A 26130-nucleotide genomic window follows, 5' to 3' on the forward strand; every position below is an offset into this window, starting at 1 on the left:
TCGGTTCAGGCGATCACAGTACCGCTGACCGCCTGAACGAGGACTCGACCGAGCACGCCACGGCGCCCGAATCGTCCATTTCGTACAGTGGATGCAGTGAACCACGTATCGAGCATCGCTGCATCCGAGAACGAGCTGGGTGGACTGGCCGGTTGGGCCGTCGGATTGATGGAGGCGATCGGCGGCCCAGGAGCGGGCATCGCGGTCGCGGCGGAGAACTTCTTCCCTCCCCTGCCGAGTGAGATCATCCTGCCGTTGGCGGGGTTCACCGCGTCGCAAGGCGGGATGACGCTGTTCAGCGCGTTGTTCTGGACCACAGCAGGCTCGGTGATCGGCGCGCTCGTTCTGTACTGGCTGGGCGTGAAGCTCGGGCGTGACCGGATGTACGCGATCGTCGACCGCATGCCGTTCGTCGACACGAATGATCTCGCGAAGGCAGAGGATTGGTTCGCCCGCCACGGTCGATCGGCGGTGTTCTTCGGTCGCATGATTCCGATGGTGAGATCGGGCATCTCCGTACCTGCAGGCGTCTCTCGCATGCCCGTCCTGCAGTTCACCCTCTACACCACGCTCGGCAGCCTGATCTGGAACTCGATCTTCGTCCTCGCCGGCTACTTCCTCGGCGAGAACTGGCACTACGTCGAGAATTACGCCTCGGTTTTCCAGTACGTCGTCATCGGGGTCGTCGTCGCTCTGGTCGTGTTCTTCGTCGTGAAGAAGAGGAAGAAGCGCCGCCAGCCGGCCTCCTGACGAAGACCGGCCGACGGCGTCGAACCGTCTAGGCCTGGTGACGAGCGAACAGCGCTCGTGCCGCCACGTCGAATTCCTCGAGGCTCATGCGGCTGTCCACGGCGCGCTTCACCAGTTCCGCATGGGTCTCCCCTGCCAATCCGGTGATCGGCTGGTCGAGATCCAGGTTCGACGGAAATGCGTAGCCCTCGGCGGATGCAGCGATCACGTTGTCGACCTCGCGGTCCCGACCCCGCTCGGTCCAGTCGAGCAAGATCGGGTACAACGCGGAACCGATGACCTCACGGTCGACGCTGTCGAGCGCCCTTCCGAACGGGGACGAGACCTGCAGCAGGTTCGCCATGCGGTAGATGTCGCTCGACGTGTTGTGACCGGCGGCATGGAACAGGGCGGGATTGAAGAACACCGCGTCGCCCTCCTCGAGGGGCAGCTGAATGTAGTTGTCCGCGAAGTACTCTCTGAACTCCGGAAGGTTGAACGCGATGTAGCCCGCTTCGAACTTCTGCGAGTACGGAAGGTACATCGTCGGACCGCTCTCGATCGGCATGTCGCAGTGCGCCACTGCTCCCTGCAGCGTCAGGGCCGGTGACAGTCGATGGATGTGTGCCCGGAACTTCGCCGCGGTGTCCGTCGACATGAAGCCTAGGTGGTAGTCGCGATGCGGATTCTGTGCGGCCCCACCGGGGTTGACGACGTTGATCGCCGACGTGACTTGGTACATCGGACCGAGCCACGCCTCGGACACCAGCGCGAGAAGGTCGTTGGAGTAGTAACGGGCGAACTGCTCGGGCTCGGCGATCGCGAGCTTCTGCAATGCGGACCAGATGCGGTCGTTCGCACCCGGCTTCGCGAAATGATCTCCGCCCACCACACCGCTCTCGTGCTGCCGACGAATGATGTCACGGAATGTCGAGGTGGTTTCTTCGATCGCGTGTTCCGACGTGAAAGCCTTCTTGAACACCACGATTCCGGGCCCGTTCAGCAAAGCGTCCGCGAGCTCGTCCTGAATCTCGGCACGAACAGCCGCATCCGAGGCCTTGTCGGTCAGCGCAGCTGCGTCGTAGATCAACACGTTCTTCAGTACGTCGAACGCGTGCGGGTAGTCGGCCAACGCCGTTTCCTGCGACACCAGAGCGCGGAATTCGTCGATGTCGCAATCGGACTCGCGAAGTCGGTCGGTGCGTGGGGTCTGCTGGATGTTGCTGGTCATGACACCGTCCTCGGCTGTGGAAAGGGTGGAACCGCGCATCACGGCTCCGGTGAAGTGATTCAAAGCTTGCCGAACGCGGCAGCACGTGCACAACCCGCAAACCCATCAACTTTCCCTCGAGGATATCAATGGCGATCGCGTCGGCGCGCGCGGCTGTGGAACGCGACCGACGCTAGCTCTTGTCGCTCGCCATCGTGGCCGCAAGCCGTGCATGTCGACGTCCGTACGCAAAGTAGATGACCAGCCCGAGCGCGAGCCACACCAAGAACCGAATCCACGTCTCGACCACCAGGTTCACCATCAAGTAGACACAGGCGAGACCGGACAGGATCGGCACGAGCGGAGAGAACGGAACACGGAAGGGCCGCTTCAGATCCGGCTTGGTCCGCCGAAGAATCGGCACCGCGATGGAGACGAGGAGAAACGCGAACAACGCTCCGATGCTGACCATTTCGGCGAGTTCCTTCAGCGGCACCAGCGCGGCGAGCAACGCGACGGCTACCACGACGCCTGCGGTCAGTCGGGTGGGTGTGCCGAATCGGGGTGAGACCTTGGCGACCGATTTCGGCAGCAAGCCGTCCCGTCCCATGGCGAACCCGATGCGGCTGATCGTCACCAGTTCGACGAGGATCACCGACGTCAGTCCTGCGACCGCTGCGATCGACACGAGCGAGCCGGCCCAGCTCGCACCGACCGCGTCGAAAGCTTTGGCAATCGGAGCACTGTCGTCGAGATCGGTGTACTGGACCATTCCCGTCACGACGAACGCGACGAGCATGTAGAGAACTGTGCAGGCCACCAGCGTGCCGATCAACGCCCGAGGCAGATCGCGTGACGGATGCTTGGATTCCTCACTGAGATTGGCGACGGCTTCGAAACCGGTGTAGGCGAAGAACACCACTGCTGCGGCAGCGACGACGCCCGCGACGCCGAATGCTGCAGGCGCGATACCCGCCACTGCCTGCATGAGCGGTTGGTCGAGGGTCGAGCCGCCTGCCTCCGCCGGGGCCGACTTCGGAACGAAGGGCACGAGGTTGGATTTGTTGATGAAGAAGAAGCCGGCGACGACGATGAACACCGAGATCGCCACCTTGACCACGACGAGCGTGTTCGTCACGCGCGCAGACTCTTTGACACCGACCGCCGCGACCACACCGAGCGCGACGACGATCAGCACAGCGCCCACGTTGACGGGCGCCTCCTCGGTGAACAGACTCGGTGGAAGTCCGAACAGGTCCGCAAGGTAGCCCGACCAGCTGCGGGCGACGACTGCGGCGCCGAGGGCGAACTCCAACACGAGATCCCAGCCGATGATCCATGCGAACAGTTCGCCCAAGGTGGCGTAGGCGTAGGTGTAGGCGCTCCCCGCCGTCGGAACCGCGGACGCCAGTTCGGCATAGCACAAGGCGGCGAGCAAACTGACGACACCAGCGATCGCGAACGACAGAACGACGGCGGGACCGGCATTCTCCTTCGCTTGAACTCCGGTCAGCGTGAAGATGCCCGTCCCGATGACGATTCCGACGCCGAAGCCGACGAGATCACGAAGACGCAGTTGCTTGCGCAGACTTCCCGGGCCACTGTCGTCATCCACATCGTTCTTGATCTCGTCGACCGTCTTGGTGCGGAATATGTCCATTCATGTGACGCTAGAACACGAATTGTCGTGTTCGCCAACCGAACTCGATGTTTATTTTGCGACTCCTCGGGATTACGGACATATCGGGAAATACGCCCGTTCCTGTGCGCTCGTACGGAACCGGTCAGGACCCGTCGGCGAGGTGGGCATTCAGTACTGCACGATTCAGCTCAGCCGCGGCGACGACGATGGCGGCCGCCTGAGCGGGGTCACACGTGCCATCGGTCGTCACCGCCACCGCTTCGCGTAGTCGCGCGCACATCTCGGTCACCTCGGGGTCGGAGGACTCGTCCACGTCGGCCGGTTCCGATTCGTCGACGAGCGAGAGCCGCGGCAACGAAACATCGTCGACGGTCGGAGCGCTCTCACCCTCGCGGTCGGCGGTCTCGTCCGCGGTCTCGGGACGGTAGTTTCTGGCATTGCCGTTCAGTACCGTCCGCTCCCCTTTCGACAGTGCGACGAAGGTCGTTCGTCCCGCGTCCGGATCGCCGCTCACCCGGAACACCGATGACGGCGCTGCCACCTTGCGCACCACCATCCCGTCTTCGACGCCGTTGGGGTTGCGGCGTGTCCACGCCATATCGGTCACCTCCGGGTGCGCTCGACGGGATTCGGCTCCCGTTTCAGACTTGCACACGACCGATTCGGCGTCGACTTTCGCTAAGACGGACCCTGCACCGCCACCGACCTCAGACGGACCCGTCGAGGAGCCACCGACCGGCCCGGTGATACTTCCATCGAGCCGGGTCGTGGGTGCTATGCGTGCGCACGTCACGCCAGTAGCGGTGGAAGTTCAGCGAGTCCGACGTCGACCGGGCGCCGATGAATTCGAACAGCTCACTCGCCGCTCGCTCCGCACTCTCGCTCGCGAAGGCACTGGCTTCGGCCACCGTGACGGCTGCCCGTTCGTAATCGTGCTCGGTGCGCACGACGTCGGCATGGTCGAGTCGTCGAGCGGCTTCGTAGAGCAGCTGCTCCGCGGCGTGTACGTGCGTCCCGAGCTTGCCCACTCGGTACGCGGTCAGCGGGTCGTCGACCGCGCGGTCGACGTGCGCTGTACGCCACGGTCGAGCGACATCGCGCAGCAGTTCGGCACCCCGGTGCAGGACGCCGAGCCCTATTCCGACGTCGACGGCGGCATGGATGACGGTTGCGTACGGCGGGAACGTGTTCTTTCGATGATGCCCGTCGAAAGGCCTCAGCGAGAACAGTTCCGGCACTTCCACCCCGCTCAACCGGACCGTTCCGCTGTGAGTACTGCGCTGCCCCATGGCGTCCCAGTCGTCGACCACGGTCAGTCCCGCTGCGTCGCGCGGCACGTACGTCAACGAGAATTCGCCGGATTCGGTCGCGGCCTGCACCGGAATCCACTGCGCGGTCAAGGCCCCGGTCGAGTAGTGCTTGACGCCGTCGAGCACGACCGTTCCGTGACCGGTCTCGGTCAGCGTCGTCGTCGGCAACGACAGCACGGGCCGTGACCCACGTTCGGCTTGCGCGTTTCCGAACCGGTGTCCTGCAAGGATTTCCGCCGCGAAGTGACGCTTCTGTTCGAGTGTTCCGTCGGAGAACATCGGTTCGATCAGGTGGAAGTGGTTCTGCGGTACCTGACCGAGCGATCCACTGGCGCGGGACAGAACGACGAACACCCGGACGACGGTTTCGTAGGAGACGCCGGCGCCACCGAACTCGCGAGGCACGCGGATTCCCAGAAGACCACTCTCGGCAAGAGAGGTCAGTTCCTCGACCGGGACCTCCCGAGAGCGGTCCAATCGATCCGCCGCCGCACGAAAGACGTCGGCCAATTCATGGGCTGCCGCGAGAGCCTCGTCGGCGTCGCGTAGAACGGCGACCTTTCCGATCGGCAAAGCGGTGTCCGCGGTCATCGATTCTCCTACCATTCTCGGGGAATTACCCGCCGCTGCAGCATTGCGAGGGGCGCGGGCAGACTCAATCACCGGACCGAGAAAGCTGTCAACCTGCGATAACGTCCATCTGTGATGTACGTCACCACCGTCCCGGCATGCGGTCGACAGGAATGCCCTGTGGTCTGGCGAACTTTAAAACCAGCGTGAATTTAACTGAGGAATTTCACTCCGACGAAGAAATGCGCACGCACGAAAAGTTTGACTTCAATTCGAGCCGGTGTAACTGTTCTGCCCGGAACTGCACAGTCCGAAAAGAAAGTTCTGTCGATGCCAAGACCGCTCGTCTACAACGCTTTCCTGCACTTGACACCCAATCACCACAGCCACGGCTACTGGCGGACCCCCGAGGGCCGCGTCCAATACGGATACAAGGATCTGCAGCCGTACATCGACGTGGTGAAGACGCTCGAGCGGGGCCGAATCGACGCGCTCTTCATCGCTGATGTCGTCGGGGTGTACGACCTCGACTTCGGAGACGGCACGACGACCATACGCGCAGGCTCGCAGTTCCCGGAGAACGATCCGATCACCATCGTCTCGGCGTTGGGGCATGCTACCGAGCATCTCGGTATCGCTGTGACCAGCAACATCATTCAGGACCATCCGTTCTCGTTTGCCCGACGCCTCTCCTCGCTCGACCACTTCACGAACGGTCGCGTCGCGTGGAACATCGTGACGTCGTATCTCAGCAACGGATTCCGTAACTACGGGTACGACGAGATAGTCGGCCACGACGACCGATACGAGTGGGCACAGGAATACGTCGACGTCACCTACAAGCTCTGGGAACACTCGTGGGAGGACGACGCAGTTCTCCACAACCACGAGACCGGTGAATTCTTCGACCCCGCCAAGATCCACACCATCGATCACGTCGGCAAGCGCTACAAGGTGCAGGGTCCGCACATCGTCGAGCCGTCACCGCAGCGCACACCCGTTCTCTTTCAGGCCGGGAATTCCCCTGCCGGACGTAATTTCGCGGTCACCAATGCCGAGGTGACGTTCCTCCCCTCGTACAGTCCCGCCTCAGCGGTGCGTGACGTCGCGATCCTCGACGAGCAGGCGCGCGCGATCGGTCGCGAGCCGTCGTCTCTCAAGAAAATCGTGATGCTGTCCACCATCATTGGTTCGACGGAAGAGGAAGCGAAACGAAAGCGCGAGTACTTCCGAGAAAACGTCGACTTCGAAGCACTGCAAGCATTCTGGAGCGGAGGATCCGGCATCGACCTGTCTTCCGTCGATCCGGATACGCCGTTGTCCGAACTTGCCGGCCGGGCCCAACTCGGCAACCACGTGCAGTCCAACTTCCGCGCCGCGGCAGATTCTCTGGAGGACCCGTCGACGGTGAGTTGGCGCGAGTACCTCGTCGAGAAGTCTCTTCTGCCGGGCAGATTCGCCGGCACGCCGGAGCAGATCGCCGATCACGTGCAGGATTGGGCCGACTCCGGGATCGACGGTTTCAACGTCGTACCCATCACCACGCTCGGTTGGTGGGACGAGTGGGTCGACCACGTCGTGCCTGTACTGCAGGACCGCGGCCTAGCTCAGCGCGAATATGCGCCGGGCACGCTGCGTGAAAAGCTGTTCGGCCGTGGCGACCGCCTCGGTGACGACCACCGTGCCCGCTCTGTCCGCATCGGCAGCCACCAACCCGCATGATTCATATCCACTTCTCCGGAGCCACTTCATGACTGCCACGCTCGACCCCATCACGGTGCGAGAACGATTCGCCGATGTCCTGGCCGACATCGCAGCCACCGCCGTCGCGCGCGACCGCGATCGCACACTCCCCCACGACCTGGTACGACGGCTCGCCGAACGCGGTTTCGGCGCCCTGCGCGTACCGACGGAATTCGGCGGGTCGGGTATCGCGGTTCCCGAACTCGCCGAGCTGGTACTCGATCTCGGCGCCGCCGACTCCAATGTCGTGCAACTGCTTCGCACGCACTTCATCTTCACCGAGGCGATCATCCACTCGCCTGAATCCGACGAACGTTCGGAGTGGTTGCGCCGCATCGGACGTGGCGACCTGTTCGGCGGCGCCTACACGGAACAGAATGCGCAGAACCAAACCCACTTCTCGACGCGCATCGAGTCGAGAACCGGTCGACGCCTGGTCACCGGACGCAAGTTCTACAGCACCGGGTCCCTCTACGCGGACTGGATTCTCACCACTGGAGAGGGAGACGACGACACTGTCGAGCAGGCCGTCGTGCCCGCGAAGGCCGACGGCGTCACACTCGTCGACGACTGGCACGGATTCGGTCAGAAGCTGACCGCAAGTGGCACGACGGTGTTCGACGCGGTCGACGTGACCGACGCTCCCCAGTTGCCCGCCGACCTGGAGCTGGGAAGCTACGGTACGTCCGTCGCGCAGTTCTGGCACCTGCTCGCCCTCGCGGGAATCGCCCGCGCGGCGCACGTCGACGTCGTCGAGTACGTCCGCGGTCGGGCCCGCTTCTTCAGCCAGGGTGCCCGGCAGTTGCCCCGTGAGGACGCGCTGGTGCAGCAGGTCGTCGGTGAGGTCAGCGCGGCACGCCATGTCGCCGAGACGCTGGTACGTCATTCGGCTCGCACGCTCGGCGACCACGGCACCGCCTTGCTGGGAGGCAACAACTCGCAGGAGCTGGAGGACGCGACCGAGATCGAGATCTACCGTGCTCAGGTGTCGGTCATCGATACCGTGTTGAAGGCCGTCACCCGGTTGTTCGACGTCGGCGGCGCATCGGCGCTCAGCGTGGAGAAGGGCTGGGATCGACACTGGCGCAACGCACGAACACTGGCGAACCACAATCCGACGCCGTACCGTCTGGCGAGTATCGGCGACTTCGACCTGAACGGCGCGTCCCCGTTCCGGCAGTGGCTCAGCGGCATCGACCTGCGCAACAGGGAGAGCTAGCCGTGGACTTTCTCACCTACGCCTCGCTCGGATTGTCGACGGGTGGCGCCTACGCACTGGTCGCGCTCGGGCTGATCGCCGCCTACCGCGGCACCGGCGTCATCAATTTCGCGCAGGGCGCGCTGGGAACTTTCGGTGCTTACTCCTTCTGGAAGCTGCACGAAGCCGGCTTGCCGCTCCCCATCGCCATCGCAGCAGGCGTCGTGGTCAGCGGTCTGATCGGCGTCGCCTTCTTCGCGATCGTCGGCAAACGCCTGGCGCATGCACCCGTTGTCACCAAGATCCTGATCACGCTCGGTCTACTACTGGTTCTGGAAGCCGTCATCCGACTCGTCTGGACCAATCACCAGATCACCATCGATCCGTTCCTGGTCAGCGGCGGGTTCGAGGTCGGCGGGGTACGCGTGCAGAACATTTCCGTCCTTCTCGGAGTCACCGCCCTCGTCGCCACCACAGCGTTGCATGCGCTGTTCACCCGAACGCGGTTCGGCTTGATCACCATGGCCATCCAGGACACCGACCTCGGTGCTCAGTCCATCGGAATCGATCCACGTAAGTGGGGATCGGCCGCATGGGGTCTCGCAGGTGTGCTGTCCGCTGCGGGCAGCGTCCTCGTTCTCCCGATAACGCAGTTGTCGCCGACGTCGGCTGCGCCGATTCTGGTCCCTGCGCTGGGGGCCGCGCTCGCGGCGAAGTTTCGCAGATTCTGGGTGGCGTTCGGCGTAGCGATCGGAGCCGGTGTGCTCGAGGGCCTCGTGACCGGACTGTACGACGCGCAACTTGCGCGTGCCGTTCCGCACATCATCGCGCTCGCAGTTCTCATCGTGTTCGCACGCACCGACATGAGCCGAGGAACCCGCGAAGTCAAGGCGGTCTTCCACGTCGGATCGGGACGAATCCGCCCGCTGCATGTCGTGATCGGTACCGCTGTCGTCGTCACGCTCGTCACCTTCGGAAACGGTTCGACAGTCGACGCATTGAGCCTCACTGCGATTTTCGGCCTCGTCGCTCTCGGCATCGTCGTGTCGACGGGTTACACGGGCCAGGTCAATGCACTGCCGCTCACGTTCGCCGGCATCTCGATGCTCGTGTTCGGTGCAGTGAGCCACCACGGCGCCTCGCTCCTCACCGCCGCGGCGGCAGCGGTGGTCGTCTCACTCGTCGTGGCAGGCCTCTCGTCGATCGTGTTCGTACGTGCCCGCATCTACGAAGTGACCATCGGGTCCCTGGCAATCGCGTCGATCGTGCAAGTCCTTGTGTTCTCGGTGGACAAGTTTTTCAACGGCACGACGGGATGGGCCATCGGTGACACCGAGCTGTTCGGGATCTCGTTCAGCAACATCGTCGAACCTCAGAACTTCGCACTGCTGGCGTGGACCGTGCTGATCGTGGGGCTGATCGTCGTCGCGAACATTCGACGCTCTGCTGTCGGCCGCTATCTGCTGTCGGTGCGCCAGGACGAGCGCCTGCCCGCCGCTCTCGGAATCAACGCTGTGCGAGCGAAATTCACGTCGATTCTCCTGTCGGGCACGTTGTGGGGGCTCGCGGGAATTCTGCTCGCGATTCAGCGTGGGTTCATCTCCAAGGGTCAGATCACGTTGGAGGGCTTCACCTACAGCGATTCGTTGGCACTGATCGCGTTCACGATTCTCGCCGGTACAGGACATCTCGCCGGCGCGGTCCTGGCAGGGTTGTTCGCCCCAGGTGGACTCCTCGCGAGCATCCTGTCCTTCACACCCGACATCAACGACTGGTTGTCGTTGTTCTTCGCCGCGAACATGATCCTCGTTCTGACCACCGAACCCGACGGTGTCGTCGGCCAGTTCCTTCGGCTCCGCGGGGCGGCGTTTCGCACGTTCCGATCGGCTCCCGTACAGAAGGAGAAGGTGCATGCCACGCTTGAACGTCTGTGACCTGTCCGTCGACATCGGAGACCACAGGATTCTGAACGACGTGTCCTTGTCGGTGCCAGAGGGCCGAATCGTCGGACTACTCGGAGCCAACGGTGCAGGCAAGAGCACCGCGATCGACGCAATCACCGGATATCAGCGCGTCACGTCGGGCACCGTCGAGGTCGACGGCAAGGACGTGACGAGGACGACCGCACCCGCTCGAGCCCGTCACGGCCTCAGCCGCACGTTCCAGGACTACCTGCTGTTCGAGGACCTCACCGTGGAGGAGAATCTACTCTCCGCTACGGAAGTCAGGAGCCGAAAGTCGATCGCTGCCAGCATTGTTCGGTTCGGTCGGCCCGGCGCCCAGGAATTCGCGCGGGTCGACGAGGTTCTCGTGGCCCACGGTCTCGACGACATCCGCCACAAGCGCGTCGAGGAGCTGTCTCTCGGTTGGCACGCACGAGTGAATCTGGCGCGCGCCGTCGTGCAGGATCCGTCCGTGCTGTTGCTCGACGAGCCGGCCGCCGCGCTCAGCGTCGATGCACGACGACGCGTCGTCGACACCGTCAAGAACATTCGTGACACCTCGGACGTCGCAATACTGTTGGTGGAGCACAACTTGGACGTCGTCACCGAAGTCTGCGACGACATCTACGTTCTCGAAGCGGGGTCCGTCATCGCGCACGGCCCCACTTCCGAGATCCTCGATCATCCGATGGTTCGGTCCATCTATTTCGGCGAGGAAGAACCCGGCGCTCTACCGGCCGGGAGCGGAGCCGGCGGAGTGACCCAGAAACACACCGAGGTGACCGCATGACGATGGCAATCGACACCGCTGGCCTGCACGTGAAGGGCCTGACCGTCGACTACGGCAACGGCGCGGGGCTGTGGGACTTCGATCTCGACGTCGCACCCGGCGAAGTGGTCTGTGTCATCGGCAAGAACGGCGCGGGCAAATCCAGCGCATTGCTGGGCATTTCGGGTTTCGTGAAGCCACAGTCCGGATCGGTCGTGGTCGACGGGCACTTGCTCGCGGGTACTCCGTACCGGCGATGCAAGAAACACATCGGTCTGGTCGTCAAGGGTCGATCGCTGTTCGGAAGCTTGACCCTGGCCGAGAACCTTGCGCTCGCGCACATCGACGAACGCGACTTCTTCGACCTCTTCCCACAGCTCGCCGATCGTCGCGACGTACCCGCCGGAAGCCTCAGCGGAGGTCAACAGCAGCTGGCCGCCGTCGGCCGCGCGCTTCTGCGTGACGTGCGTGTCGTGTTGCTCGACGAATTGACGTTCGGACTCAGCCCGGCCGTCCGAACCCTGATCGCGCGTGTCGTCGGCGAGCAGGCCCGAGACCGAGGCATCAGCGTGGTCGTAGTCGAGCAGCACGTGGAGACTGCGGTTGCCATCGCCGATCACACCCTCGTACTCGCCGACGGCCGAACCGCGCTCGAGCTCTCACGCGACGAATTGGTCGACGCCACCGAGCACGTCGAACACACCTATCTACATCCCTGATCACGAAGGAAAACCATGTTCACACGTAAGTTCCGTGCGGGTCTGATCGGCTTGTCCGCACTGTCGCTCCTGGCCGCCGGATGCTCCGGGGGTGGCGACAGCGACTCCGACACGATCAACGTCGGCTTCATCGCGCCGCTGTCGTCGTCGCCGTCCGCGTTCCAGGATCCAGCATTGGTTGCCGAGATCGCCGAGAAGGCCGTCAACGACCAGGGCGGCATCAACGGCAAGAAGCTGAACGTCATCGTCTACGACACGAAAGGTCAGCCGGCCAACGTCATCGCGGGCGCACGCAAGCTCGTGAACGAGGACGACGTCGTCGCGTTCATCGGCGGCAACAGCGGCGACGGTCTCGCCGAGATCGGCAAACAGGCAGGCGTCGTCAACTGGTTCCCGATGGGCTGCGCCGCTGCCGACGTCTCGAACGAGCTGTCGATGATCGCTGCACTCAACTGCGCCGGCGCGGCTCAGGGAACGTATTTGGGCGGCACCAGGTTCAAGCCGAAGAAGGCCGTCTACGTCGCGTACGCAGGCAATACTCCGTACATCGAGAATGCGAAGCTCGGGTACCGAAATGCCGGCGTCGACGATGTCGAGATCATCGAGATCGCGCCCGACACGACCGATTACGCGCCCGTCATCGCCAAGATCAAGGCGGCGAACCCGGACGTGTGGGGCGGCATGATCTACACGCCGGAAAAGCTGACCGCACTGGTCCAAGCTGCCGTCGACCAGAACCTGCGGATTCCGTTGGTGCTGAGCAACAACGTCATGGAAGACGCAACCATCAAGGTCGTCTCCGACTCCGGAATCCCGAACTCCGTCGCGCTCGAAAAGGGTGAGGATGCGGCGCAGTTCGCCACGTGGAAGGAGTACGAGGACCAGCTCGCGAAGTACGACCCGGAAGGCAAGGTCAAGACTCCGCACGACGGCAGCGTCAGCACCGACTGGCTGGCCGTCTGGACGTTCGCACAGGAAGCACGCAAACTCGACACCGTCGACCGCGATACCTTCCGCGAGCACACCCAGAATCTGACGGACTTCCAGACCGACGTACTGCACGACATCGACTTCACGATCCAGGACGGTCCGGTCCTCACTGCACCGCGTCAGGCCAACTTATGGGCCTTTGCCGGTCACATCGCCGACGGCAAGCTGCACGTCGACGACCCGACTCCGTTCAGCGCGTTCGAGAAGACGCCAGTGCAGTAGCACCGCCACTTCGTCCGACGAGATCGAAGTTGTGTAACCGATCAGAAGAATGCCGGTAAACAACTTCGGTCTGGTCGTCGTGTCGACAGGCCGTGACCCCCACGTTTCGCGACGGTCCGGCTCGGGCATGCGGACGCCATGCCCTCAATCCTCTACACCGCACAGGTGACCGCGACACCCGGATCCGTCGAAGCAAGCGACGGCGCTCTGACGTTGGACGTGCACGAACCCTCCGAACTCGGTGGAACCGGTGGATCCACCAACCCCGAACAACTGATGGCCGCGGCTTTGGCGTCGTGTCTGCTCGAGTCCGTCCGCATCGCTGCGGGCACGGCCGGCGAAAGCATCGACGACGTGTCCGTCGAAGGTTCGGTCAGCCTGTCCGACACGGACGGCGTCGGCTACGACGCCACGTACTCTCTCGCTGTGTCGCTGCCGAACTTCGCGAACCCCGACAACGTTCTGGCTCAAGCGAAATCGATCTGCCCGTTCCTGAAGAAACTCGACGACGTCGACGTGACCCTCACCGACTGAAGTCTCTTTTCGCGCCGCTGCGAGTCAGCACGAGACCTGTACCGACGACGCCGATCAGACTGATCGCCAACGCAATCGAGGACCACCCCTCGGTGTGCCAGTACACGTCCTCCAGAGTGATCAACAGCGCTGCTTCGTCCACGATCAGACCGAGACCGATTCCCAGTGCCGCTCCCATCCAGGACCGGCTTCTGGGTGAGCGGTCGACGAGCCCGAACACGGCCACTCCCGCCAGAATCAGTATCCCCCACAGGTAATGGTGAAGGTGTACGCCGCCGGCGGACACGTCACCGACATTGCTGGTGTCGATTTGGATCAGCCACGTCACCAACCTCGCGCCGCCGAACGTCACGGTGAATGCCAACCACGCCAACACGATTCCTCGGCGCGCGGGATCCACTTGTCGGAGCCGACGTGGAAACCGGAACCGAGCGGGAGTGGATATCTCGTGGGACTTAGCGGCGGCATCGTCGGACATACTTACTGTCTACTCCAGTATGCCGGGGCGCCATCCCTCACCCTCGCCGAGCGGTGATGTGACGGCAGAGGAAGATGACGACGCGTACACAGTCTGGAGGACACGTGACATCTGGTGGGGCGCTCGCGCGGCGACTGGGGCTGTCCGACGCGATCGTGATCGGCGTCGGATCGATGATGGGCGCGGGTGTGTTCGCGGCGTTCGCCCCGGCATCGGCAGCCGCGGGCGTCGGTCTGCTCGTCGGTCTTGCTGTCGCCGCGATCGTCGCCGTGTGCAACGCCCTGTCGTCGGCGCAGTTGGCTGCCCAGTATCCGACGTCGGGTGGCACGTATGTGTACGGGCGAGAACGGCTCGGGCACTGGCCGGGGTTCCTCGCCGGGTGGAGTTTCGTGATCGGCAAGACTGCGAGTTGCGCAGCGATGGCGTTGACGTTCGCCCACTACGCAGTACCCGACGAGTACACGAAACTCGCTGCCGTGGCGGCGGTGGTGGTGCTCGCCTCCGTCAACTACGTCGGCGTGACGAGAACCGCGGCGCTGACCAAGGTGCTCGTGACACTCGTCCTGATCGTTCTGGTGGGAACCACGCTCGTCGGGCTGTCGGCACCGACGCGTCTGCCCGACGCCTCGGCGAGTATCGACCACGGCTGGTACGGAATCCTTCAATCGGCCGGACTGCTGTTCTTCGCATTCGCCGGCTACGCGCGCATCGCCACGATGGGCGAAGAAGTCGCGGACCCACGCCGAACCATCCCTCGCGCCATCATCACGGCTCTGGCGATCGCTCTGTGCATCTACGCCGTCGTCGCGGTAACGGTCCTCGCGGTGCTGGGACCCGACCAGCTCGCTGCGTCCACCGCACCGCTCGTCGATGTCGTGACCACGGCGGGCCAGGCATGGGCAGCCCCGATCGTGCGCGTCGGCGCCTCGCTGGCAGCGCTGGGTGCCCTGCTGGCGCTCATCGCGGGAATCGGGCGCACATCGCTGGCAATGGCTCGCAACCGCGACCTACCGCGCTGTCTGTCAGCGGTGCATCCGCGCTTCGCGGTACCCCACCGCGCCGAGATCACCCTCGCCGTGGTGGTCGGAGTTCTGGTTCTCACCGTCGACCTTCGCGGCGCGATCGGGTTCTCGTCGTTCGGGGTTCTGCTGTACTACCTGATCGCCAACGTCAGCGCGTGGACGCAGGCGCCGGACGATCGTCGGTATCCCCGACCTGTTCAAGCAGTGGGGGCCGTGGGATGCGTCGCGCTCATGGCGACCTTGCCCGCGCCGGCGATCGGCGTCGGCGTCGCGGTTCTCGCCGTCGGGGTCGTGTATCGCTGCGTTCGACTCCGACGGGCCCGCTGACGTCTCCGCCCGTCCGACATGTTCTGCGACGGCACAGGGTCGACGACCCGCCCTGTCTCCGAACCGCCCGACATCGTCGACAACATGTCCACGGCCCCGACGAGGGCCAGCAGACAGAACAACGCAACGAACCACACCGAGAATCCCATCACGACAGACGCAATCCCCGCCCCGGCCAGCCCCACGACAACGAGGGCACCCCATCTTTCGTACACGCGAGAACTCCACTCGTTGCGGTTCCACTGTTTCGTCAATGAACATTCGCAGCGCGCGCAGCGGGGGCACAGAGTCCAAAGTCACCGACGGACGGCACAAGACCTCGTGTGCGGTGCCGCGAATTCAGTTCTCTCTGCTGACTTTTCGGCGACTGGACCTGCGGTCGTCACGAAAACGAGGGGCGGCGACGCGTAGCACGCGATCCGCCGGCGGAGTAGTCGGTTTACAGCGGCGCCCACGACCACCGTGCCGGGATACCACTCGCCTCCCCCCACCCGGTTTCCGTTTCGTGCGTGTACGGAACGGGCACACACGCGCATGGTCACGAACGAGCCTGGAACAACCTCACCTCCGAACACCTCGACACCGTTGAAGCGTGCGATCACCGGGAAGATGCTGTTCGTGTTCATTCTCGGCGACGTCCTGGGCGCCGGGATCTACGCGCTGGTGGGCGAAATCGCGGGTGAGGTCGGCGGGGCCATCTGGCTGCCCCTCTTGGTCGCGCTACTGATGGCGATGCTGACGGCGGCGTCCTACGCGGAGTTGGTCACCAAGTACCCCCGCGCCGGTGGAGCAGCCGTGTTCGCGGAGAGGGCTTACCGACGACCGTTCGTGTCGTTCATGGTGGGATTCTCGATGCTTGCTGCGGGTGTGACCAGCGCTGCCGGTCTTGCGCTCGCCTTCGCGGGCGACTACCTACAGGTTTTCGTCGAGATACCAAGTGTGGCAGCTGCTTTGATCTTCCTGGCGGCGGTCGCGATGTTGAACGCGCGCGGTATCACCGAGTCCATGCGAGCCAATCTGGTGATGACGGTCGTCGAAGTGTCCGGGCTCGTGACGATCATCGCGCTTGCCGGGCTCGTCCTCGGGCGCGGCGAAGGTTCACCGTCACGCGTTCTCGAGTTCGCCGACGGAACCACCCCCGCATTCGCTGTCCTGGGAGCCGCACTTCTCGCCTTCTACTCCTTCGTCGGTTTCGAAACCTCGGCGAACGTGGCAGAAGAAGTGACGGATGTTCGCCGCGTGTATCCGCGCGCGTTGTTGGGCGCGGTCGTAGCGGCCGGAGCGGTCTACATCCTGGTCGGTCTGGCAGTGTCGACCGTCGTCGATGCGGACACCCTTGCCGGGTCGAGCGGGCCCCTGCTCGAGGTCGTGAACAAGGCAGACGCGGGATTCCCGCCGTGGCTGTTCAGCCTGGTCGCGCTGATCGCGGTCGCGAACGGCGCCCTGCTGACCATGATCATGGCGTCGCGATTGACGTTCGGCCTGGCACGCGACGGACTTCTTCCGTCGGCGTTGAGCAAAGTACTGCCGGGTCGGCGCACTCCGTGGGCGGCCATCGTCGCGACCACTGCCGTCGCCATGATCCTGTGTGCGACGGGATCGGTCGCGGCTCTCGCCGAGACTGTCGTCCTGCTTCTGCTGGTCGTGTTCGTGAGCACGAACGTGGCCGTGCTCGTTCTTCGCCGCGACGATGCGGACGGGGACCATTTCCGAGTTCCGACGGTGTTCCCCGTTCTGGCTGTCGTGACGTGCATCGTCCTGGCCACGCAGCAGTCGGCGGAGACCTGGCTGCGTGCGTTGGTGCTGCTTGCGATCGGAGCTGTTCTGTACGGCGTGCGGCGTCTCGCGACGGCTCGGTCGGGCGGTAAGTCCGCGACGTCATGACCGATCCTTGCCGATGGAGACGGTCCGCCCCCTCTCCACGTACAGAACCTTGTCTCCGATTCCGTCGGCGTCGGCCTCACGAAGAAAGTCATCGAGCGGCGACGAGAACACGCCGTAGTCGTCGAAATGAATGGGGATTGCCCGGTCCGGGTCGATCATCCGGATCGCGCGAACTCCCTGCTGTGCATCCATCGTGACCATCAAGCCGCGTCGAGGCGACTGCCCGAACGGTAGCGTCGTGCCGCCGAGGTGAAACACGCCGGTGTCGATGGACGGATACCGTCGCGGGATCTCCAGGAGGTCGTCGACCACGAGCGTGTCGCCTGAAATGTAGATTCGCAACTCGACATTCTGCGATTCGAGTCCCGGATCGATGCGCGAGAACTCGATCATGCTTCCCATGACGGGCGGCACGAGATGGCCGGCGACTGCCCAGCGCGGGCCGTGACGTCCCGGCATCGACGTCACGGTTGCGCGGGTGCCGCGTCGTTCGATGGTCTCGGACTCCCATGTCTTCACCGGGCGTGCGTCGACGAATCCGCGACGGCCCAGTTTCGTCGCCGCGTGCCCCGTGGTGATGATGGGGGTCTCGCGATCCAGCTGTTTCTGGGCGCGCCGATCCCAGTGATCTCCGTGCAGGTGCGACAGAACGACGGCGTCGATGGGAGGCAGTTGGTCGATCGACAACGCCGGTTCTCGCAGACGTTTGGACACCAATCCGTGGCCCAGGTACGCGTACTCCCCCGCATGGAGAAAGTTCGGGTCGGTCAGCAACGTGATGTCGCCGACCGAGATCAAGCACGTTGCATTGCCGATGAAGGTGAACGTTCCGTGCATGGTCTTCTCCCACGACGACATCGAATGGACTGTCGTTCGGCTTCCACGGAGTCACTTCTCGCAAACCCGCTCCGAGCTGGCGCACTAGTTTCGTCGCGGCTCGGAACCCGATCCCGATTCACGCGGCCGAACGTCGCTGAAGAAGGGACAGTCGGACGCCCGACACCAGGAAGAACACCCCTCCCAGCACCGCGTACCCTGCGACTCCCCCGACCTCGGCGGCACCCTGCACGCCCTGCGCCAGAAAGCCGCCCCCGGCCAGTATCGAAATGCCGCCGCTGAGCATCTGCGGCACCTGACCCCCGCGATGCCGGTTTCGCACCGCAGTGACGAGTTGCGGAAGGCCCGATCCGACAGCCCAAATTCCCCATACGACCAGGACAGCTGCGATGGATACGGTCGACGCCCACCCGAGCGCGACCGCGACGACAACGCTCACCACGACATTGATCCACTGCGCGATGCGCGCCGCCTGTCCGTTGTGGCGGTTCCTCACCTGCCAGAGAACCGCGGCCGCGTCGACCAGCGGGTAGACGACGAGCAGAAGAGTCAGCGCCGGCCCCGACGAGCCCCCGGCCGGTATCAGCGACGCCGCCCACAGCATCGCGAAAGCGAAACGCGCGAGATAGAGCCGACGCAATCCCACGTCGTGGGTCGATCTGGACGTCGCTTCTGTCGTGATCGTCATGGTTCTTCTCTTTTCTGCACCCGAAAAGGTGGTTGTAGGGTTACTAGTTCGTCTACACGGAGAGTAGACTGGCCGACACTCGGACGCAACAGCACAGAGTGTCGAATGCAGTGCACATCCGCAGGACCTCCGACTCTCGCGTGCACTCCGCCGATCCTCGATCGTCGAATGTGCGAGAACGCGAACACACGCCACTCGATGGACGTCTTCGCCAGAAGGAACCGATGAACACCCTTGTGGTCTACGAATCCATGTACGGCAGTACCCGTCTCGTTGCCCAGACCATCGCCCGGGGAATGCGCGTGACCGACGACGTTCACGGGTCGAGTCGGCTCAGGACGCGGGATGCCGGCATCGGAGCGGCGTGGGCGTCGCAATCAGTGCACGACCAGAACGGGACACTGGGCGTAATGAATCATGTTCTGGCTCACCGAACCGAGTAACGCTCCTGCCATCTTCCCCCGGCCCCGGCTCCCGACGACGACGAGCTGAGCAGAGGCGGACAGTGTTCGAAGGTGATGTGCGGCTTGCCCTTCGACACTGGCGCACGTGACCGCGACATCCGCGAACGAATCGGCGATGGGGTTGACCGTGTCGCGCAGCCATTGCCGCTGATCGCTGCGCAACCGGTCCCAGTCGATGAGACCCGCCGTGTATCCCACTCCGACGGACTCTGCGATCTGCCACGCATGTGTCGCGATGACCGGGGCCTTCACGGTGTCGGCGAACTCGAACGCGGCAAGCAACGCGTGATTCGACGACTCCGTACCGTCGACTCCGACGACGACCGGCATGTCAGCATCGGCGTCGTCAGCCGAGTGTGCGCGCCACACCAGCACGGGGCACTCGACCGAGTTGCACACGCGAATCACCTCGCCCCCGAGGACGAGATCGGTCAGCGCAGACGACCGACGGGAGCCGACCACGATGACGTGCGCATCGTCCGATACCGATTCGAAGTAGTCGGTGACGGATTTGCGCGTCTGCACCGCCCTCAGGTCGATGCTCGGGTTTACCTCCCGTACGGCGCGTTCTGCAGCGTCGAGCGCCTGCCGTCCCACCTCGCGCAGCTCGCCGAGAATCTCCTGCTCACCCGCAAGGACCCCCGTCCCCAGGTACCAGGTCACATCGGGAAGCGAATGCACCAAGACCACCGAGCGTCGAATCCGAGCGGCGTACTCCCCCGCCCACCGTGCGGCTTCCAGAGCCGGAACGGACCCGTCGATGCCGACGTAGATCGGCATCGCGTCGTTCGTCGATTCATCCATCCGAGTCACCCTCCCGGTCGAAGCGAATGATGGCCCTTAAGATTTCCTCGACGCGGGCGACGCCGTCAGTGCCGAAAGTCCTCGCCGACGGCTCTATCGGTGCCTCGGGACGACGCAGGTTGCGCCCGGCCGGCACCGCGACCTATCGCGGTGACACCCGTCCGTCGAGAAGCCGTTCGGACAGGTCCCACAACTGCCTGGCGTGCTCCATGTTCTGCATCGGCTTCCACAGCGTTCGGAGTGCGGGCGGCCCACCGATCACGCGAGTCGGACCGAAGAACTGGTCTCCTTCCGACGTAGTGCCCACTGCCGCCACGACAGCTGGACGGGCAGCACTCTCGACGGTGCCGGTAACACCCACGCGGGTGAGTGCACTGATGACGCGTCTGCCGACCACGTTCTTGTCTCTGCCCATACCTGGTTGCGCGGCAAGCAGATTCGTGGGAGACACACCGGGATGGGCGATGTTGCTGGAGATTCCCCACCCAGCGGCCTTGCTTCGTGAGTCGAGTTCTCTCGCGAACAGCGCGACCGCAAGCTTGGACTGAGCGTACGCTTTCGAGACGTCGTAATGCTTCTCCCAGTTCGGATCGTCCCAGTTGATCGAGCCCGATCGCGCCGCGATGCTCGTCTGATGCGTCACTCGTGCACCACCCTCGCGCAACAAGTCCAGCAGGCCGAGCGTCAGCGCGAAGTGGCCCAGATGATTCGTCCCGAACTGCAACTCGAACCCGTCCTCGGTGACTTGCCGGTTCGGCGGCTGCATGACACCTGCGTTGTTGACGAGGATGTCGATCGCACGCCCGTCGGCTCGGATGCTGTCCACCAGTGCCGCAACAGAATTCAACGACGCGAGGTCGAGAGGCCGCGTCGACACCTTCGCCCCCGGCACGGCGGCACGGATTTGTTCGATCGTGGCCGCGCCCTTCGCGGAATTGCGAACCGGCATCAGCACTTCGGCGCCTGCGGCGGCGAGTTGCGTTGCGACAACTCGCCCGATCCCGTCGCTCGCGCCGGTCACGATCGCCAGTTTGCCGGTCGAATCTCGAATATCGATGTGGTGTGCCATGAGTCGCTCCCGCTCGTTCGGTTTCCGTTACACCTTCGATGTTCGCGGTCCGTCCCGTCGATAACCAGTGACTGTCGATCCACCGTTAAGGAATTGTCTGCGTGCCGACGACAGCCAGCAGCTGTAGTTTCTCGTAGCTCTCGCTACCGGGTACCGCGGTGTACACGAGAAGTCGGTGGAACTGGTCGGGATCGAGCAGGGTCTGACACTGCAACTCGAGTTCACCCACGATCGGATGGACGAACCGTTTGACGTGCCTCGGACGCAATCCCACCTCGTGCGCTGCCCACAACACTCGAAATTCCTCGCTTCGATCGTGCAGGAGGTCGACGTATTGCGCAGCGCGAGACCCCGGGCCGCGAAGGGTGACGATTTCACGCAAACCGGAGACGTACAGGCGCGACAGGAAGTCCCGCTCGTCCGGGTGATACATCTCCCGCGTGCTGGGATCGGCGAACCATCGATAGCCGAGACTGCGCGCGGGTCCGACGCGTAACGACGCATCACCGGTCAACGCCGCACTGAGCGGCGTCTGTCGAAGCGTCTCCCCCAGTTCGGACACCACCTCCGCCGGGGTGTCCTGCAGGCGATCCAGAATCCGCAGCACACCAGGACCGACATGATCGCTCTCGGTTCCCCGTACAGGTGGGTTGTGGCCGGCGAGCCGAAACACGTGGTCACGTTCCGCCACCGACAGGTGCAGTCCTTGACAGATCGACGCGATCATCTCGACCGAAGGATGCGGACCCGTTCCACGCTCCAACCTCGCGTAGTAGTCGGTCGACATGTGGCAGAGCTCTGCCACCTCTTCACGCCTCAGACCGACTGCACGTCGTCGTCTGCCGCGCGACATGCCGACGTCCTCGGGTTGTAGCGACTCTCGTCGACGACGAAGAAATGCCGCCAACTCGACGCGGTCGATCACAGCGCGCTCTCGCATGTCACGTTCGGGATCTTCATGTCACGTTCATACCGTGAGACAGGAGCCGCCGACCAGGGACCAGCAATCCACCCTTCACCCAGTCAAGCGTTCGAGGCGCCGCAATTCGCGAGTCCACCTCTTCGAATTGGCGCTCGCGGCAGTCACTCGCACCACCCCTACGCCGCACGCCGCGACAACGCTCCCCGCTGCCCAGATTCCCAGTGCAGCACATACTCCCAACGCTGCATTCTCGATGCCCTTCCTGGGAGGCCGAGTCCAGCTACCCTCGTCGTCGACCCAGATCGGAATCGTCTGTCCCTGTACAGCATCGATCGGTACTTGCACGCGTCCCGAATGTTCGACGTCGGCGACCCTCCATCTCGCCTCAGCGTAGCTCTGCATGACGACCGCGAATTCCGTAGGCGCAGTCACCGGTGCAGGAACGTCCACGACCGTTGCCTGGGCCGGGTGTACATGCGCGCTGTCCAGCGAAGATTCCGCGCCCAGCCTCGAATAGGTCGACGATCCGAACACGGCGGCGACAGGTACCAGCAACAACACGAAACCTACTGCGATCACCGTTGCGAGAGAGGTCATTCGATCCCCACGTCGCATCAACGAATTGCTGCTCCACGGCGCCAGTCGCCACCACCGCACCATGCGATCCAGGTTCATGATTCGGCTGCCACCTGCCCCTCGTACCGCCCCACGATCGAGTCTTATCGACTCGACACGACCGGGTCAGGGACAAAAGTCACGTAGGTTGCCGCGTTGGTCCACCGGAATGCGCCGTAGCTTCCGAGCTCATGGGCGGCGGTAAATAGCACTCGACTGTCTTCGCTCGACGACGGTGCAAAACTCGCCGTTGTACGACGAAACCTGCTCGATCGGCGGACAATGACACCACCGGGACGGGGGTCGGCGGGGCCGCGTTCAGCTCGACGGCAGGCTTCGGCCCACAGCCGGAAGTGGGGGTGTGGGCAGTGGATGAAGTCGACGAACTCGGGCCGGACGGTGCCGCACCCATCACTGCGGCCGTCGATCCGCGGCGCGTTCGAAAGTCGTGACCGTCGTGCCCGGACAACCGATCCTCAGCCGGCTACCCGGTATCGCGACCGCGCGCGACTATCGTCGGGAGTGGCTGCGCCCTGACATCACCGCCGGGCTCGTCCTCACCGCCCTGCTCATTCCGGCGGGGATGGGGTACGCGGAGGCGGCCGGTTTGCCGGCGTACGCCGGCCTCTACGCGACCATCGTTCCGCTCCTCGCCTACGCGCTGGTCGGACCGTCGAAAATACTTGTCCTGGGCCCGGATTCGTCACTGGCACCGTTGATCGCCGCCGCGGTCGCGCCGTTGGCCGTCGCGGACGACCCGGAAAGCGCACTCGCCCTCGCGGGCATCCTCGGCGTCCTCGTCGGACTGGTGTTGCTCATCGGAGGTTTTCTCCGGCTCGGGTTCGTGACCCAGCTCCTGTCCAAACCCATCCGACTCGGCTACCTGAACGCAATCGCGCTCATCGTCGTGGTCGGCCAGCTCCCCAAGCTGTTGGGATTTTCGGTGGACGCAACAGGCCTCGTCGGCGAAATCGGAGGGATAGCGACGTCGGTCGCACGGGGCGAGATCGATCCGATTGCCGCCGCAGTAGGCGTGGCATCGCTGGTTGTCATCATCGGACTGCGGCTCGGGGCACCCCGGGTGCCGGGTGTGCTCGTCGCAGTCGTCGGCGCTGTCGTCGCGTCCGCTGCGTTGGGACTCACCGACGAAATCGGAATGGTCGGTGCATTGCCGGCAGGACTACCGCTGCCGTCGTTCGGCGGAGTCGACTGGGGCGATGTGGGGCGACTCGTCGGACCCGCAGCCGGTATCGCCCTGATTGCGTTCGCCGACACAGGCGTTCTCTCCCGCACCTTCGCTGCTCGGCGTGGCGACGATGTCGACGGCAGCACCGAGATGAAGGCCGTCGGAGTCGCGAACGTCGCCGGCGGACTGTTCGGCGGATTCCCCATCTCGGCGAGTGGATCTCGAACACCGGTTGCCGAACAGAGCGGCGCCCGGACGCAACTTGCGTGCGTCGTCGGCGCCGTCGCGGTCCTGGTGTTCGTACTCGTGGCTCCCGGGGTGACGAGTTATCTCCCCGACGCAGCTCTCGCGGCCGTCGTGATCGTGGCGGCGACCGCGCTCGTCGACGTGAAGGGGTTGGTTCGACTGTGGCGCATGAGCACGGTCGAATTCGGTCTCGCGATCGCAGCATTCCTCGGGGTGGCCCTCGTCGGCGTACTGCAGGGAATTCTCGTTGCCATCGGCCTGTCGTTCGTCGCGGTCGTCGCTCGGGCGTGGCAGCCGTATCGCACCGAATTGATCAGCCTGCCCGATCGCGCGGGGTTCCACGACGTCGAGCGCCATCCGGCAGGGCATCGCATTCCAGGGCTGGTGCTGGTGCGGTTCGATGCACCGTTGTTCTTCGCCAACGGCGAGATTTTCGACGAATACGTACGGTCCGTCGTCGCCGACGCACCCACTCCGGTCGAATGGGTCGTCGTCGCTGCCGAACCGATCACCGGACTCGATACGACCGCAGTCGACGAGCTGGTCGACCTGGACACCTACTTGGAGGGGAACGGGATTCGTCTGGCGTTCGCCGAGATGAAGGGTCCGATCAAGGATCGTCTGATCCGATTCGGTGTCGGCGACAGATTCGACGCAACGCACTTCTTCCCCACCGTCGAGTCGGCGGTGGCCGCCTTTCAGGATCGCGCCTGATCGGACAAGGCATTCGTACGAAACGCCAAGCGCCACAATCCAACCCAATCGAATAGCGGAGTTGCGGGTCGTACGCCTGGTCTCGACCTGGGGACCCGCACGCGAAGCACGCCCGGTTCGACGATGCACCGCACGGGTGTCGCCAGCTCGAGAGATTCACCGTCGACTCCTACCGGGATCCGAGTGGCGTCGGCGGCGACGGTGACCTCGACGGCAGTGTTCTGCGTGAGCCCGTGAATGTTGGTGCGACGCAACAAGCCGACGGCTTGTCTCGTGTTGGCCACGGACACGGTGACCGCGCCGAGGACGCCCCGGTCGAGACGGTCTCGGCGACTCAGGCCCGCCAAATCGGTACTGCCGTACGGATTGTTGCTCACCAGAACTGCCTGCGGGCCCTCGACCGTCGTGTCACCGATTCGCGCGACCAACCGGTGCCCCTCGTTTCCGGTCAGCAGATCCGGAAGCATCTTCAACACCGTGGCAGTCTTGTCGTCGCGATAGGCAGGACTGCGGACTATCTCGGCGTACACGCCGAACGACGCATTGTTCACGAACGGCCGACCGTTGATGAACCCGAGGTCGACGTGCAGTTCGAGCCCGTCGCGCAGAGCATCCAGTGATCGTGACGGATCCGCACGGTCGAGTCCGAGGTCCATGGCGAAGTGGTTGCGAGTTCCTGCACTGATGACCAGGAACGGCACGTGATGTTCGGCCGCGACGGCGGCAACGAGCGCCTGCGTCCCATCGCCACCTGCAACCCCGAGCAGGTCTGCCCCCTGCTCGACCGCTCGTTCGGACAACGCGGTGACGTCGACAGTGCCCGGCCCCTCCAACAGGACGACGTCCGCGCCCAGCTCTTCGGCTTTGCGTTTCAGATCGAACTTCTCGACCTTTCCGCCACCCGAATACGGATTCATGACGACGAACGGCCGTTGTGGCGGGGGCACGTCGTGCTCGGCCATGCTCGCCTCGGCACGTCGTTGCCGCAGAGCGCGGCGGGCACACGCGACGGCCAGCGCCGCGAGCGCATAGGACAGCAACACGACCCAGAACAGACGGGATCGTACGAACAACGCGAGCATGACGATCGGCGCACCGATCGCGATTCCGAGCCCCAGCCAGCGGAACAACCCGCGCCGAGTGAGAAACCAGTACAAAGCGGCGACCGTGACGACGACTCCACCTACACCCACGAGTACGAGCGCAACGGTCCCGAGCACGCCGGCGAACACCACCGGAACGACGGACGCCGCGACAGCGAACAGTATCGCCGCACGCGCCGACCCTGTCTCTTA

General features: G+C 64.0%; 23 protein-coding genes. 11 read left to right on the top strand and 12 right to left on the bottom strand.

All coding sequences use genetic code 11. The annotated features are described in order from the left end of the window. The first annotated feature begins 168 nt into the window (after window positions 1-168). Entirely contained in the window at window positions 169-750 is a 582-nt protein-coding gene (locus tag RhoFasB10_RS08520) for a DedA family protein (RefSeq protein WP_114331009.1), read from the top strand. Window positions 751-778: 28 nt separating this feature from the next. Here RhoFasB10_RS08520 and RhoFasB10_RS08525 read toward each other — a convergent pair whose 3' ends face one another. The 4 genes from RhoFasB10_RS08525 to RhoFasB10_RS08540 form a co-directional block, all read right to left on the bottom strand. Next, window positions 779-1960 (bottom strand): phytanoyl-CoA dioxygenase family protein, encoded by a 1182-nt coding sequence (locus RhoFasB10_RS08525; protein ID WP_167676002.1) that lies wholly within the window; start codon window positions 1958-1960, stop codon window positions 779-781. Window positions 1961-2132: 172 nt separating this feature from the next. Then, window positions 2133-3599, bottom strand: a complete 1467-nt coding sequence (locus RhoFasB10_RS08530) for an amino acid permease (RefSeq protein ID WP_167676004.1) — start codon at window positions 3597-3599, stop codon at window positions 2133-2135. A 124-nt stretch (window positions 3600-3723) separates the two neighbouring features. After that, window positions 3724-4179 carry a hypothetical protein gene (locus tag RhoFasB10_RS08535; protein ID WP_167676006.1) on the bottom strand — a complete coding sequence of 152 codons (456 nt, stop codon included), beginning with the start codon at window positions 4177-4179 and terminating at the stop codon, window positions 3724-3726. A 109-nt stretch (window positions 4180-4288) separates the two neighbouring features. Beyond that, entirely contained in the window at window positions 4289-5482 is a 1194-nt protein-coding gene (locus tag RhoFasB10_RS08540; RefSeq protein WP_167676008.1) for an acyl-CoA dehydrogenase family protein, read from the bottom strand. A 309-nt stretch (window positions 5483-5791) separates the two neighbouring features. Here RhoFasB10_RS08540 and RhoFasB10_RS08545 point away from each other — a divergent pair, with 309 nt between their 5' ends. The 7 genes from RhoFasB10_RS08545 (at window position 5792) to RhoFasB10_RS08575 (ending at window position 13579) form a co-directional block, all read left to right on the top strand. Continuing rightward, a complete protein-coding gene (locus tag RhoFasB10_RS08545) occupies window positions 5792-7183 on the top strand; it encodes an NtaA/DmoA family FMN-dependent monooxygenase (RefSeq protein ID WP_068431340.1) in 1392 nt (463 codons plus the stop codon). A gap of 28 nt (window positions 7184-7211) precedes the next feature. Further along, window positions 7212-8423 (top strand): acyl-CoA dehydrogenase family protein, encoded by a 1212-nt coding sequence (locus RhoFasB10_RS08550; RefSeq protein ID WP_068431506.1) that lies wholly within the window; start codon window positions 7212-7214, stop codon window positions 8421-8423. A 2-nt stretch (window positions 8424-8425) separates the two neighbouring features. Continuing rightward, window positions 8426-10336, top strand: a complete 1911-nt coding sequence (locus tag RhoFasB10_RS08555) for an ABC transporter permease (protein ID WP_167676009.1) — start codon at window positions 8426-8428, stop codon at window positions 10334-10336. Beyond that, on the top strand, window positions 10314-11135 hold the full coding sequence (locus RhoFasB10_RS08560; protein ID WP_167676011.1) for an ATP-binding cassette domain-containing protein: 822 nt from the start codon (window positions 10314-10316) through the stop codon (window positions 11133-11135). The genes RhoFasB10_RS08555 and RhoFasB10_RS08560 overlap by 23 nt, the downstream gene beginning before the upstream one ends. Continuing rightward, complete coding sequence (locus tag RhoFasB10_RS08565) at window positions 11132-11833, top strand: ATP-binding cassette domain-containing protein (RefSeq protein WP_167676013.1); 702 nt, start codon at window positions 11132-11134, stop codon at window positions 11831-11833. Before RhoFasB10_RS08560 ends, RhoFasB10_RS08565 begins: the two co-directional genes overlap by 4 nt. Window positions 11834-11848: 15 nt before the next feature. After that, window positions 11849-13045 carry an ABC transporter substrate-binding protein gene (locus RhoFasB10_RS08570; RefSeq protein WP_167676015.1) on the top strand — a complete coding sequence of 399 codons (1197 nt, stop codon included), beginning with the start codon at window positions 11849-11851 and terminating at the stop codon, window positions 13043-13045. Window positions 13046-13210: 165 nt separating this feature from the next. Next, window positions 13211-13579, top strand: a complete 369-nt coding sequence (locus RhoFasB10_RS08575) for an OsmC family protein (protein WP_346764369.1) — start codon at window positions 13211-13213, stop codon at window positions 13577-13579. Here RhoFasB10_RS08575 and RhoFasB10_RS08580 read toward each other — a convergent pair. Beyond that, window positions 13569-14057 carry a hypothetical protein gene (locus tag RhoFasB10_RS08580; protein ID WP_114330909.1) on the bottom strand — a complete coding sequence of 163 codons (489 nt, stop codon included), beginning with the start codon at window positions 14055-14057 and terminating at the stop codon, window positions 13569-13571. The genes RhoFasB10_RS08575 and RhoFasB10_RS08580 overlap by 11 nt on opposite strands. Window positions 14058-14161: 104 nt before the next feature. Between RhoFasB10_RS08580 and RhoFasB10_RS08585 the strand changes: the two genes are divergently transcribed. Together RhoFasB10_RS08585 and RhoFasB10_RS08590 are read left to right on the top strand one after the other, a co-directional pair. Then, on the top strand, window positions 14162-15406 hold the full coding sequence (locus RhoFasB10_RS08585) for an APC family permease (RefSeq protein WP_167676019.1): 1245 nt from the start codon (window positions 14162-14164) through the stop codon (window positions 15404-15406). A gap of 534 nt (window positions 15407-15940) precedes the next feature. Next, entirely contained in the window at window positions 15941-17290 is a 1350-nt protein-coding gene (locus tag RhoFasB10_RS08590; RefSeq protein ID WP_167676021.1) for an APC family permease, read from the top strand. Here the strand turns inward: RhoFasB10_RS08590 and RhoFasB10_RS08595 are convergent. From RhoFasB10_RS08595 to RhoFasB10_RS08620, 6 genes are all read right to left on the bottom strand, one after another. Continuing rightward, window positions 17285-18148 (bottom strand): MBL fold metallo-hydrolase, encoded by an 864-nt coding sequence (locus tag RhoFasB10_RS08595; RefSeq protein WP_240930968.1) that lies wholly within the window; start codon window positions 18146-18148, stop codon window positions 17285-17287. The two genes, RhoFasB10_RS08590 and RhoFasB10_RS08595, sit on opposite strands and share 6 nt — an antisense overlap. Before the next feature lie 97 nt (window positions 18149-18245). Beyond that, window positions 18246-18815, bottom strand: a complete 570-nt coding sequence (locus RhoFasB10_RS08600) for a hypothetical protein (protein WP_167676023.1) — start codon at window positions 18813-18815, stop codon at window positions 18246-18248. Window positions 18816-19192: 377 nt separating this feature from the next. Next, window positions 19193-20083, bottom strand: a complete 891-nt coding sequence (locus tag RhoFasB10_RS08605; protein ID WP_068431374.1) for a universal stress protein — start codon at window positions 20081-20083, stop codon at window positions 19193-19195. A 142-nt stretch (window positions 20084-20225) separates the two neighbouring features. Further along, window positions 20226-21152, bottom strand: coding sequence for an SDR family oxidoreductase (locus RhoFasB10_RS08610; RefSeq protein ID WP_068431376.1), 927 nt, complete (start codon window positions 21150-21152; stop codon window positions 20226-20228). An 85-nt stretch (window positions 21153-21237) separates the two neighbouring features. Further along, complete coding sequence (locus tag RhoFasB10_RS08615; RefSeq protein ID WP_206030666.1) at window positions 21238-22092, bottom strand: helix-turn-helix transcriptional regulator; 855 nt, start codon at window positions 22090-22092, stop codon at window positions 21238-21240. A 75-nt stretch (window positions 22093-22167) separates the two neighbouring features. After that, window positions 22168-22749 (bottom strand): hypothetical protein, encoded by a 582-nt coding sequence (locus tag RhoFasB10_RS08620; RefSeq protein WP_068431380.1) that lies wholly within the window; start codon window positions 22747-22749, stop codon window positions 22168-22170. Window positions 22750-23146: 397 nt separating this feature from the next. Between RhoFasB10_RS08620 and RhoFasB10_RS08625 the strand changes: the two genes are divergently transcribed. Beyond that, window positions 23147-24835, top strand: a complete 1689-nt coding sequence (locus tag RhoFasB10_RS08625) for a SulP family inorganic anion transporter (RefSeq protein WP_068431510.1) — start codon at window positions 23147-23149, stop codon at window positions 24833-24835. Here RhoFasB10_RS08625 and RhoFasB10_RS08630 read toward each other — a convergent pair. Next, complete coding sequence (locus tag RhoFasB10_RS08630; protein ID WP_346764370.1) at window positions 24820-26055, bottom strand: diacylglycerol kinase family protein; 1236 nt, start codon at window positions 26053-26055, stop codon at window positions 24820-24822. The two genes, RhoFasB10_RS08625 and RhoFasB10_RS08630, sit on opposite strands and share 16 nt — an antisense overlap. Window positions 26056-26130 lie beyond the last annotated feature (75 nt).

It is taken from the genome of Rhodococcus sp. B10, from assembly GCF_011770055.1.
Taxonomy (GTDB): domain Bacteria; phylum Actinomycetota; class Actinomycetes; order Mycobacteriales; family Mycobacteriaceae; genus Rhodococcoides; species Rhodococcoides kyotonensis_B.